Below are 16,292 nucleotides of genomic sequence, written 5' to 3' on the forward strand. Positions count from 1 at the left end.
CACGGCGGTGCTATTACCCGTTGCATTCCGAGCTGAGTCGAAAGCTCGCTCATGTTACATGTTCGGACTTACGCTGAAAAATCTATTTCTATAAAAACGGTTATTTCCATAAAAAACAAAACAATGAGGCGGCCAATTGGCCGCCTCATGAGGAGTTAATACTTGTCTGGCATTCAGCGATTATACAGCAGGTTTCGCCAAGCCGTCCAGATAGCGTTCTGCATCCAGCGCGGCCATACAGCCGGTGCCCGCAGAGGTGATCGCCTGACGATAGATATGGTCCATCACGTCGCCAGCGGCAAACACGCCAGGAATGCTGGTCTGAGTGGCATTACCCTGGATGCCGGATTGCACCTTGATGTAGCCATTTTCCAGCTCCAACTGACCGTCGAAAATGGCAGTGTTAGGGCTGTGGCCGATGGCGATGAACACGCCCGCGACGTCCAGCTTGCTCAGCTCGTCGGTGCGCGCATCGCGCAGGTTAGCGCCGGTTACGCCCATCTGGTCGCCCAGAACTTCGTCCAAGGTCTTGTTGGTGTGCAGCACCACGTTGCCCTTGGTGGCTTTCTCGTTTAGACGGTCGATAAGAATTTTTTCAGCGCGGAAGCTGTCGCGACGGTGAATCAAATGCACTTCTTCGGCAATGTTCGCCAGATAAAGCGCTTCTTCAACCGCGGTGTTACCACCACCGACTACCGCGACTTTCTGGTTGCGATAGAAGAAACCGTCACAGGTCGCACAGGCAGAAACGCCTTTGCCTTTGAACGCCTCTTCAGAAGGCAGGCCGATATAACGTGCAGACGCCCCGGTGGCGATGATTAACGCGTCACAGGTGTACTCTTCGCTGTCACCGAACAGGCGGAACGGGCGGTTCTGCAAATCAACTTTGTTAATGTGGTCGAAGATGATCTCGGTATTAAATTTCGCAGCATGTTCGTGCATGCGCTCCATCAGCCCCGGACCTGTCAGCCCCTCTGGGTCGCCCGGCCAGTTTTCCACTTCTGTGGTGGTAGTCAATTGACCGCCTTTTTCCATACCGGTGATCAATACCGGATTCAGGTTGGCGCGCGCGGCATAAACCGCTGCCGTGTAACCTGCTGGACCTGAACCTAAAATCAATAGTTTACTGTGTTTAACCGTACTCATGAGCAATTCATCTCCGTGATGGCGACTAGCAATGAACCGATTGTAGGGAAAACCGCGCAGTAAAAAAAGCAAACTCAGATGTTGTTAACGATTTGTCTGATAGTTTTTAATTTCAAACCCACGTACAACTACACCCCGGTTAGCTCTCATTTGAGGTAACCGATTGAAGATTGGACAAATAACCGGCAATGAATATGTTGTGAGCTTGTTATTTTTCCATCAAACGCTGGCCTTTTCGCGGCAAATCCCGACTTTATGTAGGCTTTAGCACGAAAAAGTAGGTTAATTGTTTTGTTATTATTGGTCGTTGAAAGATAGGTAAAAACGAGGCCGTGAGATTTCAATCTGGCACGTTCTTCTGATTTTGCTTCTTTTACTTTGACAATCCGCTGTGCATTTGCGAAAACATCTAGGGACGAAGAAATTAATCGCCTGCCTGTGACTTGAAATTCTACGATCAGCTGCTACCTGACTTGTTCAAGGTGTTGTTTCGCTGGTTTTTTCTTGTGCAGGATTTAGTGAAAACAGCGAGCGTTGCGCAAGCTATTCATTTCACAGCGATATTTCTTCTCGGTATAACGTCATTGAAAGCGTTTTCTTTCGACAGGGGACTCACGCAATCAAACGGCATACTCAAACCTAAAACTATCGGGTCTTCGCTTGGGACAAACCCTGACACATTGAAGTTGGCTAGGGTATGGCAGGTGCAGGGAAGGACAGCAGAGAGACAATAATAATGGTAGACAACAAAAAGCGTCCGGGAAAAGATCTCGACCGTATTGACCGTAACATCCTCAACGAACTGCAAAAGGATGGCCGGATCTCCAACGTCGAGCTTTCCAAACGAGTGGGATTATCTCCAACACCGTGTCTGGAGCGCGTTCGTCGTTTAGAACGTCAAGGCTTCATTAACGGATATACCGCGTTGCTCAATCCACACTATCTGGATGCATCGCTGCTGGTGTTTGTTGAGATAACACTCAACCGTGGCGCACCGGACGTGTTTGAGCAATTCAATGCAGCAGTACAAAAACTTGAAGATATTCAGGAGTGTCATTTGGTTTCTGGGGATTTCGACTACCTGTTGAAAACCCGCGTGCCTGACATGTCAGCCTATCGTAAGTTGTTAGGTGAGACATTACTTCGACTGCCGGGCGTTAACGACACCCGCACCTACGTGGTGATGGAAGAAGTAAAACAAACCAACCGTCTGGTTATTAAGACCCGGTAAAGGTTCAGGTGCAAAACCTTATAAATTTAGCTACACTCCTGTGTATCTATACAGCCCCGGCGCCGAGGCCCGTTCTCGGCGCTGTTGCTTTTTCAGCCCACAGGAACCTGGAGAGCCTTTCTTGAGCCAGGAATATACAGAAGATAAAGACGTTACCCTGAAAAAACTGAGCAGTAGCCGCCGCGTGTTGGAAGCTGTTCTGGTAGTGGTAGCCGTTTTCGCCGTTTACCTTATGGCGGCGCTGGTGAGTTTTAACCCCTCAGATCCAAGCTGGTCGCAGACCGCATGGCATGGACCTATTCATAACTGGGGTGGTGGTGTAGGCGCGTGGATGGCCGACACCTTGTTCTTCATTTTTGGCGTATTGGCTTACGCTATTCCCCCTATCATGCTTTGCCTGTGTTGGGCGGCGTTTCGTCAGCGTGATAATCAGGATTACATCGACTATTTCTCTTTGTCGCTGCGACTTATTGGTACGCTGGCGTTGATTCTTACGTCTTGTGGACTGGCAGCCTTCAATATTGATGACCTTTATTACTTTGCCTCAGGCGGCGTGATTGGCAGTTTGCTGACCACGGCGATGACCCCTTGGTTTAATAATGTCGGCGCAACCATGGTTCTGCTCTGTATATGGGCGGCCGGGCTGACACTCTTTACCGGCTGGTCATGGCTGACAATTGCCGAGAAAATCGGCGGCGCGGTGTTGGGCGTGACGACATTCATGACCAATCGTTCGCGCCGTGACGATGATTATGACTACGAAGATGATCACCATGAAAATGGTGCTCATGATAGCCATGACGATCCGTTACTCGACTCTGATTACGTGCCTTCCGCAGCCGCTAAAGCCGCCGCGGCTGCGACCGCCAGTGCCAAAGTCGCACCGGCCAATGCCGCCGTGGATGATGAAGATGACGTACTGTTCTCCGCGCCGTCGCTGCATGACAATGCCGAGGCTAAAACTCAGCCAGAAACTGCGCCAGTTCAAACACCTGCTCCAGCGCCAGAGGTGACTCAGCATGCTGCGAGTGAGGTGAGGGCGCCAGCACCTGAAGTTGAGATGCCTGCTGCGCCGGAGCCAACTATTGCTCCCGCACCGCCGCTCTATAGCTTTGAAATTCCGCAAGAAACGCCTGCTCCGCAGCAGCCAACCAAATCGCCATCTTATGATGACGATGAGCCACGCTTAGGCAATTGGCAGGCCAGCGCGCCTTCCGAGCCGGAACGTTCACCTTTTGACTTCAGCACCGCCCAGCGCGACAGCAGCGAAGTCAACAGTCTGGCGGCCACTGCGGCATTGGCGACAGGTTTGGCACAGGCCGGGCAGTCAGCCAGCTCTGCCAGCAATACCTTTATGCCTGCCTTCAGCGCGGTCAGTGACGGCAATTCGCAGGTCAAAAAAGGCGTGGGTCCCGAGCTGCCAAGGCCGAATCCGGTGCGTATTCCAACGCGACGTGAGCTGGCTTCTTATGGCATCAAGTTACCTTCACAACGCATTGCCGAGCAGCAGGAGCAGCTTGCTGCCCAGCAACAGCCCGTTATAGATGAAGCGGATAGCGAGCAGGGCGATGATCAAGCCGCATTACAAGAAGCGGCGTTGCGCCAGCAGTTTGCTGAGCAGCAGAGTCAGCGCTATGGCGATGAACACGTTGCTTCAGAAGAAGATGAAGAGGCGGCCTTGCAAGAAGCCGAGCTTCGTCAGGCTTTCGCTGCCCGTGAGCAGAACCGTTATCAGCAGGATGAGCAGCAGGACACTCAGCCTGCTTACTCTCAGCACAGCGCGCCACAGCAGAACCCAGTCTCTTCTGCGGCGGCGGATGCACTCGCGGCTGCCGCGATGAACATCAGCACGCATGATGCTTTCACCTTCTCGCCGATGGCGGATTTGGTGGATGACACGCCAACCGAACCTCTGTTTACGCTGTCACCGCACAAAGAAGAAGATGAGCCAGAAGTGCCGACCTTCGGCCAAAGCTATCGACAGACAGCGCCGAAGCACCAGCCAATCGAACAATATGAGGCGCCGGAGCAATCTCAACCTGCTCAGCCGAATATGGATAGCCTGATCCATCCATTCCTGATGCGTCACGAGCAGCCGTTGGTGAAACCGACCACGCCGCTGCCGTCGCTCGATTTGTTGACCTCCCCGCCAGCCGAATCTGAGCCGGTGGATGAGTTTGCACTGGAACAGATGGGCAACCTGATTGAAGCGCGTCTGAACGATTACCGCATCAAAGCCGATGTTGTCGATAAGCTGCCAGGGCCGGTGATCACCCGTTTCGAATTGGATCTGGCGCCGGGCGTGAAAGCCGCGCGTATTTCGAATCTCTCGCGCGACTTGGCGCGTTCGCTCTCGGCGGTTGCCGTGCGCGTGGTTGAGGTTATCCCTGGAAAACCTTATGTCGGGTTGGAGCTGCCAAACAAGAAGCGCCAGACCGTTTACCTGCGCGAAGTGCTGGACTGTGACAAATTCAAAGACAGTCCGTCGCCGCTGACCATCGTGCTGGGCAAGGATATCTCTGGTGAACCAGTCGTGGCTGACTTAGCGAAAATGCCACACTTGCTGGTGGCCGGTACGACCGGTTCCGGTAAGTCGGTCGGCGTCAACGCCATGATCCTCAGCATGCTCTACAAGGCAACGCCGGAAGAAGTTCGCTTCATCATGATTGACCCGAAAATGCTCGAGCTTTCGGTCTATGAGGGCATTCCACACCTGTTAACCGAGGTGGTAACTGACATGAAAGACGCCGCCAATGCGCTGCGTTGGTGTGTCGGCGAAATGGAACGCCGTTATAAGCTGATGTCGGCATTGGGTGTGCGTAATCTGGCGGGTTATAACGAGCGGGTTGAGCAAGCCGAAGCCATGGGCCGTCCGATCCCCGATCCGTTCTGGAAACCGGGTGATGGCATGGCCGCTGAGCCGCCTTATCTGGAAAAAGAGCCATTTATCGTTGTGTTGGTCGATGAGTTTGCTGACCTGATGATGACGGTAGGTAAAAAAGTTGAAGAACTGATTGCGCGTCTGGCCCAGAAAGCCCGTGCGGCCGGTATTCACTTGGTTCTGGCGACTCAGCGCCCATCGGTAGACGTTATTACCGGCTTGATTAAGGCCAACATTCCGACCCGTATCGCCTTTACCGTGTCGAGTAAAATTGACTCCCGTACCATTTTGGATCAAGGCGGAGCCGAGTCCCTGCTGGGCATGGGTGACATGCTTTACATGGCTCCAAACTCGTCGATTCCGGTTCGTGTTCACGGCGCATTCGTCCGTGACCAAGAAGTCCACGCCGTGGTTCAGGACTGGAAAGCGCGCGGGCGTCCTAAGTACATCGACAGCATCCTTGCGGGTGGTGAAGATGGCGAAGGGGGCGGCGGTGGTTTGGACAGCGATGAAGAGCTGGATGCGCTGTTTGATCAGGCCGTAGCCTTTGTGGTCGACAAGCGTCGTGCTTCGATTTCCGGCGTTCAGCGCCAGTTCCGCATCGGCTATAACCGCGCGGCGCGTATCGTTGAGCAAATGGAAGCGCAGGGCATTGTGAGTACGCCGGGCCACAACGGTAACCGTGAAGTCTTAGCCCCACCTTCTCACGAATAATATCGTCGAATGCACAAAGGTCGCCATGGTGGCCTTTGTGCAAAGAAGCGTAAACCCCTAGTTTTTCAGACGAATGAGCTACCTTTGTGCCAACGCCTCGGCTAGAGTTCGCAACATGGGCCTGTGTATTAACACAAGGCAACGTCTGAATCAAAAATGGTTTCTGAGGTAGAGATAAGAATGAAAAAATTGTTAGTTGTTGGTTGTTTATTGACAGCATTTACTTCCGCCTCGGTTTTAGCCGATGCCAGCAGTGACCTGAAAAGTCGCTTGGGCAAGCTGAATACTTTCCATGCCAGTTTCACGCAAACCGTTACCAGTGATGACGGCGCCGCCGTGCAGCAAGGTGAAGGTGAACTGTGGGTTAAACGTCCTAACTTGTTTAACTGGCACATGACCTCGCCGGATGAAAGCATTCTGGTTTCCGATGGTAAAACCCTGTGGTTCTATAACCCATTTGTTGAGCAAGTCACGGCAACCTGGCTGAAAAACGCCACCGGTAACACGCCGTTTATGCTGATCACGCGTAACGACAGCAGTGACTGGGCCAAGTACAACGTTAAACAAAAAGGCGATGATTTCGAATTAACGCCAAAAACGGCAGCCGGTAATCTGAAGCAGTTTGCGATCACCGTGACACCAACCGGCACCATCAAAAGCTTTACCGCGGTGGAGCAAGATGGTCAGAAAAGCGCGTATAGCCTGAAAGGCGAGCAGAACGCGTCGGTTGATGATGCCAAATTCAAATTTACACCGCCGAAAGGCGTGACGGTGGACGACCAGCGTCAGTGAGGTCCCTTTGAGTAATCTGTCACTCGATTTTTCTCATAATGAGTTCCAGCCACTGGCCGCAAGAATGCGGCCAGTTTCACTTGCAGAATACATCGGCCAGCAGCACCTTTTAGCCGCTGGCAAGCCGCTACCGCGCGCGATAGAAGCGGGGCAGCTGCATTCGATGATTTTGTGGGGGCCGCCGGGCACCGGGAAAACGACGCTGGCGGAGCTGATAGGGCGCTACGCCAACGCCGACGTCGAGCGTATCTCGGCGGTGACTTCAGGCATCAAAGAGATCCGCGAAGCCATTGAACGTGCGCGGCAGAATCGCGACGCGGGCCGTCGCACCATCCTCTTTGTGGACGAGGTGCACCGTTTCAACAAAAGCCAGCAAGATGCTTTCTTGCCGCACATTGAAGATGGCACCATCACCTTTATTGGCGCGACCACCGAAAACCCCTCTTTTGAGTTGAATTCGGCACTGTTATCCCGTGCCCGCGTCTATTTGCTCAAATCGCTGACTGCCGAAGATATTGAAAAAGTCATCGAGCAGGCGCTGACCAACAAAGAGCGCGGCTACGCCGATCAGAAAATTGTGGTTCCCGCTGAAACTCGCCGCATGCTGGCCGAGCTGGTCAACGGCGATGCGCGGCGTGCGCTAAATAGTATCGAGATGATGGCCGACATGGCCGAAATTGACAAAAAAGGCGTGAGAACCCTGACGCCTGAATTGTTGAAGGAGATCTCTGGTGAGCGCAGCGCGCGTTTCGACAATAAAGGTGATCGATATTACGATTTGATCTCCGCGCTGCATAAATCAGTGCGCGGCTCATCCCCCGACGCTGCGCTGTACTGGTATGCGCGTATTATCACCGCCGGTGGTGACCCGCTCTATGTGGCGCGCCGCCTGTTGGCTATTGCCTCAGAAGATGTTGGCAATGCCGACCCGCGCGGCATGCAGGTAGCAATTGCCGCCTGGGACTGTTTCACCCGCGTCGGCCCGGCCGAGGGCGAGCGGGCGATTGCGCAGGCCATCGTCTATCTTGCCTGTGCGCCAAAAAGTAATGCTGTTTACACTGCGTTTAAAGCCGCGATGCGCGATGCCCGCGAACAGTCTGACTACGACGTCCCAGAGCATTTACGCAATGCGCCGACCAAGCTGATGAAAGAGATGGGACTGGGCGCAGAGTACCGTTATGCCCATGATGAACCCAATGCCTACGCTGCCGGTGAGAACTATTTCCCGTCACAAATGGCTAACACCCAGTACTATTATCCTTCTTCTCGCGGTCTGGAGGGTAAGATTGGTGAAAAGCTGGCATGGTTGACTGAACAAGATCAAAATAGCCCGACAAAACGCTACCGCTAATATTGCTGTTGCGGTAAGGTTACTTCTGATAACTCTTTGACATGCTGCCTATTCAGGCGGCGTGCTTCATCTAATTCACATTCAAAACAACACGTACAGGATTAGCATGCTCGATCCCAATCTGCTGCGTAATGAGCTAGACGCAGTTGCAGAAAAACTGGCTCGCAGAGGTTTTAAACTCGATGTGGAAACGCTGCGTTCTCAAGAAGAACGTCGCAAAGTCTTGCAAGTAGAAACGGAAACTCTGCAGGCAGAACGTAATGCACGATCGAAATCGATCGGTGCAGCGAAAGCCCGTGGCGAAGACATCGAGCCCCTGCGTCAGGAAGTTAATGAGCTGGGTGAGAGATTGGATGCGGCGAAAGCAGAACTTGATGCTTTGCAGACGGCTATTCGCGACATCGCTTCTGCGATCCCGAACCTGCCAGATGACTCTGTTCCAGCCGGCAAAGATGAAAACGATAATCAGGAAATCAGTCGCTGGGGCACTCCGCGCCAGTATGGCTTTGAAGTTCGCGATCACGTTTCACTGGGCGAACTGGCCGGTGGGCTTGATTTCGCTTCCGCCGTTAAGCTGACGGGTTCGCGCTTCGTGGTGATGAAAGGGCAGATCGCTCGCATGCACCGTGCACTGGCCCAGTTTATGCTGGACCTGCATACTGAGCAGCATGGCTACAGCGAAACTTACGTACCTTACTTGGTAAACCAAGACACGCTGTTCGGCACCGGTCAATTACCGAAGTTTGGTGAAGACCTGTTCCACACCAAGCCTTTGGGAGAAGAAGCGGGGAGCAGCAACTACGCGCTGATCCCAACGGCTGAAGTCCCGCTGACCAACCTGCTGCGCGACGAGATTGTTGAAGAAGAGTCACTGCCAATCAAACTGACTGCGCATACTCCGTGCTTCCGTTCCGAGGCTGGCTCTTACGGTCGTGACACCCGTGGTCTGATCCGTATGCACCAGTTCGACAAAGTTGAGATGGTGCAGATTGTTCGCCCGGAAGACTCCATGCAAGCTCTGGAAGAGCTGACTAGCCACGCTGAAAAAGTGTTGCAGCTGCTCAACCTGCCATACCGCAAAGTGCTGCTGTGTACTGGCGATATGGGCTTCGGCGCTGTAAAAACTTACGACTTAGAAGTCTGGTTGCCAGCGCAGGACACTTACCGTGAAATCTCTTCTTGCTCAAACTGTGGGGATTTCCAGGCTCGTCGCATGCAGGCTCGCTGCCGCAGCAAAACTGAGAAAAAGCCGCGTCTGGTTCATACCCTGAACGGTTCTGGCTTAGCGGTTGGCCGTACTCTGGTTGCCGTGCTGGAAAACTATCAGTTGGAAGATGGCCGCATTGAAGTGCCAGAAGTTCTGCGTCCGTATATGCGTGGACTGGAAGTGATCGGCTAATAGCGCTATATATTTTATAATATAGCGAAAGGGCGCCTTCGGGCGCCTTTTTTACGTTTTAAAGTGTGCGCCACTCGAAACAATTCACTGCTCTGCTTAAGTAAAGCCCTCCTTTCTTGATAGCAAACAAAGTTTGCTAACCACTAATGAGTAATATCCCCTGCGTAAGAGTGGGTATAAATCATCTGATCATAACGTCTTAGCCCGCTCTCCCTTACCTGATAACTGATCTTCAATGCCCGTGTCGACATGGACTCGCTATCAGGAAAATCACATGGAGCAGAGCATGCGGGATAAAAAGCCAACACAACCTGTCGAAAAAGGCGGTATCAGCCGCCGTACCCTGATGAAATCATCAACTCTTGCCGGGCTAGCGCTGGCTTCGGGGAGTGTCAGTTTACCATTCAGCCGCAAAGCCGTCGCCGATGCCATCCAACCCGCTGCCCATCAGGCAGCAGAGAAAGTGGTTTGGGGCGCGTGCTCGGTCAACTGCGGCAGCCGCTGCGCTCTGCGGCTGCACGTGCGCGACGAAGAAGTTTATTGGGTTGAAACCGACAACACCGGCAATGACCAATATGGCGACCATCAGGTGCGCGCCTGCCTGCGCGGGCGCTCTATTCGCCGCCGCATGAACCACCCCGAGCGACTCAACTACCCGATGAAACGGGTAGGGAAGCGTGGTGAAGGGAAGTTCAAACGCATTAGCTGGGACGAAGCCTTCGACGAAATTGCCAATAATTTAAAGCGAATCGTCGCCAAGTACGGCAATGAAGCGGTTTACATCAACTATACGTCCGGCATCGTCGGCGGCAATATTACGCGCTCCTCGCCTTATGCCTCTTTAGTGGCCCGTCTGATGAACTGCTACGGTGGCTTCCTCAGCCATTACGGCACCTACAGTACCGCGCAGATCAGCTGCGCCATGCCTTACACCTACGGCAGCAACGACGGCAACAGCACCTCAGATATTGAAAACAGCAAGCTGGTAGTACTTTTCGGCAATAATCCGGCGGAAACGCGCATGAGCGGCGGCGGGATCACTTACTACCTCGAACAGGCCCGCGAGCGATCTAATGCGCGCATGATTGTCATCGATCCGCGCTATACCGACACCGCCGCCGGGCGCGAAGATGAGTGGATCCCTATCCGTCCGGGCACCGACGCCGCCTTGGTCGCCGGCCTGGCGCACGTGTTAATCACAGAAAATCTGGTCGATCAAGCCTTCCTCGACAGCTATTGCATCGGTTATGACGAGAAAACGTTGCCAGCAGTGGCACCAGAAAATAGTCATTACAAAGCCTATATTTTAGGGACAGGGACAGACGCCACGGCGAAAACCCCGGAGTGGGCTTCGCATATCACCGGTATTCCGGCCGAGCGAATTATCAAGCTGGCGCGTGAGATGGGTCAGGCGAAACCGGCCTATATTTCTCAGGGCTGGGGGCCGCAGCGCCAAGCCAACGGCGAGCTGACTTCGCGGGCTATCGCTATGTTGCCAATCCTGACCGGCAATGTGGGCATCAACGGCGGCAACAGCGGAGCGCGTGAGTCCACTTACACCATCACCATTGAGCGCATGCCGGTATTAACCAATCCGGTGAAGACGCAGATCTCCTGCTTTAGCTGGACCGACGCTATCTTCCGCGGTCCGGAAATGACGGCCGAAAAAGATGGCGTTCGCGGCAAAGCCAAGCTGGACGTGCCGATCAAGTTCATCTGGAACTATGCCGGTAACACTATCACCAATCAGCATTCGGACATCAATAAAACCCACGACATTCTGCAAGACGACAGCCAGTGCGAAATGATTGTCGTGCTGGAAAACTTCATGACCTCCTCGGCGAAATATGCCGACATCCTGCTTCCAGATCTGATGACCACCGAGCAGGAGGACATCATCCCGAATGATTACGCTGGCAACATGGGGTATCTGATCTTCATTCAGCTCGCCACCAAACCCAAGTTTGAGCGCAAAGGCATTTATGAGGTGATGAGTGAAGTGGCCCGTCGCCTTGGTCCAGAGGTACACAGCAAGTTTACGGAAAACCGTACCCAGCGCGAATGGCTTCAGTATCTGTACGCCAAAATGCTCGCCAAAGATCCGACATTACCGGCCTATGAAGAGCTGCGCCAGATGGGTATCTATAAGCGCAAAGACCCGAATGGCCACTTTGTCGCGTATAAAAAATTCCGCGAAGACCCACAGGCTAACCCGCTGAAAACCCCTTCCGGCAAGATTGAAATCTACTCCTCGGCGTTGGCGGATATCGCCTCGCGCTGGGAGTTGGAGAAGGACGAAACCATCAGCCCGCTGCCGGTTTATGCCTCGACCTTTGAAGGCTGGGACGACCCGCTGCGCAGCCAATATCCACTGCAAATGTTCGGCTTCCACTACAAGGCGCGTACCCACTCGACCTACGGCAATATCGATATTTTGCAAGCTGCCTGCCGTCAGGAAGTGTGGATCAACCCACTGGATGCGCAGGGTCGCGGCATTAAAAACGGCGATGCGGTGCGCGTGTTTAACGGGCGCGGAGAAGTGCGCGTGGCCGCCAAGGTGACGCCGAGGATCATGCCGGGCGTGGTGGCGATGGGGCAGGGAGCCTGGCATCAGGCCAACATGGCAGGAGATCGCGTCGATCACGGCGCCTGTATGAACACCCTGACCACGCATCGCGCCTCGCCATTAGCCAAGGGCAATCCGCAACATACCAATCTGATTCAAATAGAAAAAGTGTAAGCCGAGGCAATGGACCAAGAGATCCATTGCCCATTTTGCCATACCCAAGTTTTGCCTCTGGGCAATTTCCACTAGAGGATATTTAGGAGCAAGTAATGTCGATAAACAAACAAGGAAAATCATCAACGGGTGAGGGTTTAAGCCGCCGCACCCTGATGAAGAGTTCCGCACTGGTTGGCCTGGCCGCCGCTGCCGGTGGCATCTCGTTGCCATTCCGACAGGCACGCGCCGACCAATCGCCAGCCACGGCTGCCGCTCAGAATGAAAAAGTAGTCTGGAGCGCCTGTACCGTGAACTGCGGTAGCCGCTGTCCGTTGCGGATGCACGTGGTCGATGGCGAAATTCGCTATGTGGAAACCGATAACACCGGCGATGACGATTACGAAGGGCTGCACCAGGTCCGAGCCTGCCTGCGCGGTCGCTCCATGCGCCGCCGCGTGTATAACCCGGACCGCCTGAAATATCCGATGAAACGAGTCGGCGCGCGCGGCGAAGGCAAATTCGTGCGCATCAGCTGGGAGGAGGCTTTCGACACCCTCGCCGGCAGCATGAAGAAGATCATCAGCCAGTACGGCAACGAAGCGATTTATCTCAACTACGGCACCGGCACGCTGGGCGGCACCATGACCCGTTCATGGCCACCGGGCGCGACGCTGATTGCCCGTCTGATGAACTGCTGCGGCGGCTACCTCAACCATTACGGCGACTACAGCTCGGCGCAGATTGCCGAAGGGCTGAACTACACCTACGGCGGTTGGGCGGATGGCAACAGCCCGTCGGATATTGAAAACAGCAAACTGGTAGTGCTGTTCGGCAACAACCCTGGCGAAACGCGCATGAGCGGCGGCGGGGTGACTTACTACATTGAACAAGCGAGGCAAAAATCCAAGGCGCGGATGATTATCATCGATCCGCGTTACACCGATACTGGTGCAGGCCGCGAAGATGAGTGGCTGCCGATCCGCCCAGGCACCGACGCCGCGCTCGCCGCCGCGCTGGCCCACGTGATGATCAGCGAAAATCTGGTAGATCAGCCCTTCCTCGACAAATACTGCGTCGGCTACGACGAGACAACGCTACCCGAGGGTGCGCCGAAGAATGGCCACTATAAGGCCTATATTCTCGGGCAGGGCGCCGACGGTATCGCCAAAACCCCAAGCTGGGCGGCCAAAATTACCGGCATTTCGGCTGATAAAATCATCAAGCTAGGCCGCGAAATTGGGCAGGCCAAACCGGCATTTATCACCCAAGGCTGGGGGCCACAGCGTCACTCGAATGGCGAAACCGCCACTCGCGCAATAGCCATGCTCGCCATACTGACCGGCAACGTGGGCATTAACGGCGGTAACTCAGGGGCGCGTGAAGGCTCTTACAGCCTGCCTTTTGTGCGCATGCCGACCTTCGAAAACCCGGTTCAGACCAGCATTTCCATGTTTATGTGGACCGACGCGATTTTCCGCGCCAAGGAAATGACTGCCACCCGCGACGGCGTGCGCGGCAAAGAGAAGCTGGATGTGCCGATTAAGTTCATCTGGAACTATGCCGGTAACTGCCTGATAAACCAGCACTCCGACATCAACCGCACTCACGATATTCTTCAGGATGACAAGAAGTGCGAGATGATTGTGGTGATTGATAACCACATGACTTCCTCGGCCAAATACGCCGATATCGTGCTGCCGGACTGTACCGCCTCTGAGCAGATGGATTTCTGCCTTGATGCCTCGGCGGGCAACATGTCCTACGTGATTTTTGCCGATCAGGCCATCAAGCCGCGTTTTGAATGCAAAAACATTTATGAAATGACCAGTGAACTGGCCAAGCGCATGGGCGTGGAGCAGAAGTTCACCGAAGGGCGGACGCAGGAAGAGTGGCTGCGCCATCTCTACCTTCAATCCATGCAGGCTATTCCGGCGCTGCCGGATTTCGACACTTTCCGCCAGCAAGGCATGTTCAAACAGCGCGACCCGCAGGGCCATCACGTGGCTTATAAAGCCTTCCGCGAAGACCCAGTGGCCAACCCGTTAGCGACGGCGTCCGGCAAAATCGAAATCTATTCTGCCCAACTGGCAGACATCGCCGCTACGTGGCAGTTGGAAAAGGATGATGTGATCGATCCTCTGCCTGTCTACGCCGCCGGTTTTGAAAACTATGACGACCCGCTTGCCAGCACCTATCCGCTGCAATTAACCGGCTTCCACTACAAGGCCCGCGTGCACTCTACCTACGGCAACGTCGACCTGCTCAAAGCGGCCTGCCGCCAAGAGATGTGGATCAACCCATTAGACGCCGCGGCGCGGGGTATCAGCAATGGCGACATGATCCGCATTTTCAACGCGCGTGGTGAAGTGCAGATTGCCGCCAAAGTGACGCCGCGCATGATGCCGGGCGTGGTGGCTCTCGGGGAAGGGGCCTGGTACTCGCCGGACAGCAAGCGCATCGACCGCGCCGGCAGCATCAACGTTCTGACTTCACAACGGCCTTCCCCTCTGGCGAAAGGTAATCCTTCTCATACCAACCTTGTGCAAGTGGCGAAGGTTTAAAGGACTAAATTATGACAACCCAATACGGTTTTTATATAGATTCAAGCCGCTGCACCGGGTGCAAAACCTGCGAGCTGGCCTGTAAAGATTTCAAAAACTTAACGCCGGACGTCAATTTCCGCCGCATTTATGAATATGCCGGCGGCGACTGGCAGCAGGACGGCGACGGCTGGCATCAAAACGTCTATGCCTACTACCTCTCTATCTCCTGCAACCACTGCGAAGACCCGGCGTGCACCAAAGTCTGCCCGAGCGGCGCGATGCATAAACGCGAAGATGGCTTCGTGGTGGTCAATGAAGAGGTGTGCATCGGCTGTCGCTATTGCCACATGGCCTGTCCTTACGGCGCGCCGCAGTACAACGCGGCTAAGGGGCACATGACTAAGTGTGATGGCTGCTACGAGCGCATTGCCGAAGGCAAAAAGCCGATTTGTGTCGAATCTTGCCCGCTGCGCGCGCTGGATATGGCACCGATTGAAGAGCTTCGCGAGAAATACGGCACGCTGGCGCAGGTCGCTCCACTGCCGGGCGCGCACTTTACCAAGCCGAATATTGTGATTAAGCCGAACGCGAACAGCCGCCCGGTGGGCGACACCACGGGTTACTTAGCTAACCCGAAGGAGGTTTAAGATGGGAAACGGATGGCATGAATGGCCTTTGATGGTCTTTACGGTGTTAGGTCAGTGCGTGGTCGGCGGTTTTATTGTGCTGGCGATCGCGCTGTTGGGGAATAGAACGCGGGAAGAGACGCGCCGCATTCACCTTTCTATGTTCTTTCTCTGGGTGCTGATGGCGGTGGCGTTTATTGCTTCAGTGCTGCACTTGGGGTCGCCGCTGCGCGCCTTCAATTCGCTAAATCGCCTTGGCGCATCGCCGCTGAGTAATGAGATTGGCAGCGGCTCGCTGTTCTTCGCTTTGGGCGGCATTTACTGGCTGCTGGCGGTGTTAAATAAGATGCCGCAGGCGCTGGGCAAGATTTGGCTGGTGGTCACCATGCTGGCGGGCGTTGGCTTTGTTTACGCCATGTGCCGGGTGTATGAAATCGACACCGTGCCGACCTGGGACAATGCTTTCACGGCACTCAACTTTGCTCTTACTGTGCTGATTGGCGGCCCGCTGCTGGGCTATTTGCTGCTGCGCGGCGCGAACATCCAAGGGTGCGGACTCAGGCTGCTGCCGATGATTAGCGTGGTGGCTCTGGTGGCAAGTATCGCGGTGATGATGATGCAAAGCGCTAGTCTGGCAGGCATTAACAACTCGGTACAGGCCGCTTCGGCGCTTATCCCGCAATACGGCGCGCTGTCGGTATGGCGCGTGGTGCTGGTGGTACTCGGGCTGGGCTGCTGGATTTGCCCACTGGTGATGCGTAAACGCCCGGCGGTGGCCTCGCTGGTTCTGGCCTTCGTGCTGGTATTTGCCGGTGAGCTGATCGGACGCGCCATTTTCTATGGTCTGCATATGACCGTGGGTGTTGCCATCGGCAGCTAAGCTTCAC

Annotated in this window: 10 protein-coding genes; 9 read left to right on the forward strand and 1 reads right to left on the reverse strand. The window is 54.5% G+C overall.

All coding sequences use genetic code 11. The features are described 5' to 3' along the window. Positions 1 to 180: 180 nt before the first annotated feature. A complete protein-coding gene (gene trxB, locus ACT3RR_RS02510) occupies positions 181 to 1,146 on the reverse strand; it encodes a thioredoxin-disulfide reductase (protein ID WP_353501535.1) in 966 nt (321 codons plus the stop codon). Between the two features lie 736 nt (positions 1,147 to 1,882). Here trxB and lrp point away from each other — a divergent pair. From lrp to ACT3RR_RS02555, 9 genes are all read left to right on the forward strand, one after another. Beyond that, positions 1,883 to 2,377 (forward strand): leucine-responsive transcriptional regulator Lrp, encoded by a 495-nt coding sequence (gene lrp / locus ACT3RR_RS02515; protein ID WP_013574775.1) that lies wholly within the window; start codon positions 1,883 to 1,885, stop codon positions 2,375 to 2,377. A gap of 121 nt (positions 2,378 to 2,498) precedes the next feature. Further along, positions 2,499 to 5,972 (forward strand): DNA translocase FtsK 4TM domain-containing protein, encoded by a 3,474-nt coding sequence (locus ACT3RR_RS02520; protein WP_496199669.1) that lies wholly within the window; start codon positions 2,499 to 2,501, stop codon positions 5,970 to 5,972. Positions 5,973 to 6,152: 180 nt separating this feature from the next. Next, positions 6,153 to 6,764, forward strand: a complete 612-nt coding sequence (lolA, locus tag ACT3RR_RS02525) for an outer membrane lipoprotein periplasmic chaperone LolA (protein WP_034789137.1) — start codon at positions 6,153 to 6,155, stop codon at positions 6,762 to 6,764. Between the two features lie 7 nt (positions 6,765 to 6,771). Beyond that, positions 6,772 to 8,115: a replication-associated recombination protein A gene (locus tag ACT3RR_RS02530; RefSeq protein ID WP_353501537.1), complete on the forward strand. Its 1,344-nt coding sequence runs from the start codon at positions 6,772 to 6,774 to the stop codon at positions 8,113 to 8,115. Positions 8,116 to 8,221: 106 nt separating this feature from the next. Then, positions 8,222 to 9,514, forward strand: a complete 1,293-nt coding sequence (serS, locus tag ACT3RR_RS02535) for a serine--tRNA ligase (RefSeq protein ID WP_485902693.1) — start codon at positions 8,222 to 8,224, stop codon at positions 9,512 to 9,514. 286 nt (positions 9,515 to 9,800) lie between these two features. Continuing rightward, a complete protein-coding gene (gene ynfE, locus ACT3RR_RS02540) occupies positions 9,801 to 12,254 on the forward strand; it encodes a selenate/tellurate reductase subunit YnfE (RefSeq protein WP_496199822.1) in 2,454 nt (817 codons plus the stop codon). A 95-nt stretch (positions 12,255 to 12,349) separates the two neighbouring features. After that, a complete protein-coding gene (dmsA, locus tag ACT3RR_RS02545) occupies positions 12,350 to 14,797 on the forward strand; it encodes a dimethylsulfoxide reductase subunit A (protein WP_496199670.1) in 2,448 nt (815 codons plus the stop codon). An 11-nt stretch (positions 14,798 to 14,808) separates the two neighbouring features. Continuing rightward, positions 14,809 to 15,426 (forward strand): DMSO/selenate family reductase complex B subunit, encoded by a 618-nt coding sequence (locus ACT3RR_RS02550; RefSeq protein WP_100937623.1) that lies wholly within the window; start codon positions 14,809 to 14,811, stop codon positions 15,424 to 15,426. A gap of 1 nt (position 15,427) precedes the next feature. Continuing rightward, positions 15,428 to 16,285, forward strand: a complete 858-nt coding sequence (locus ACT3RR_RS02555; RefSeq protein WP_496199671.1) for a dimethyl sulfoxide reductase anchor subunit family protein — start codon at positions 15,428 to 15,430, stop codon at positions 16,283 to 16,285. Positions 16,286 to 16,292 lie beyond the last annotated feature (7 nt).

It is taken from the genome of Ewingella sp. AOP8-B2-18, assembly GCF_052376015.1.
GTDB classification, from domain to species: domain Bacteria; phylum Pseudomonadota; class Gammaproteobacteria; order Enterobacterales; family Enterobacteriaceae; genus Ewingella; species Ewingella allii.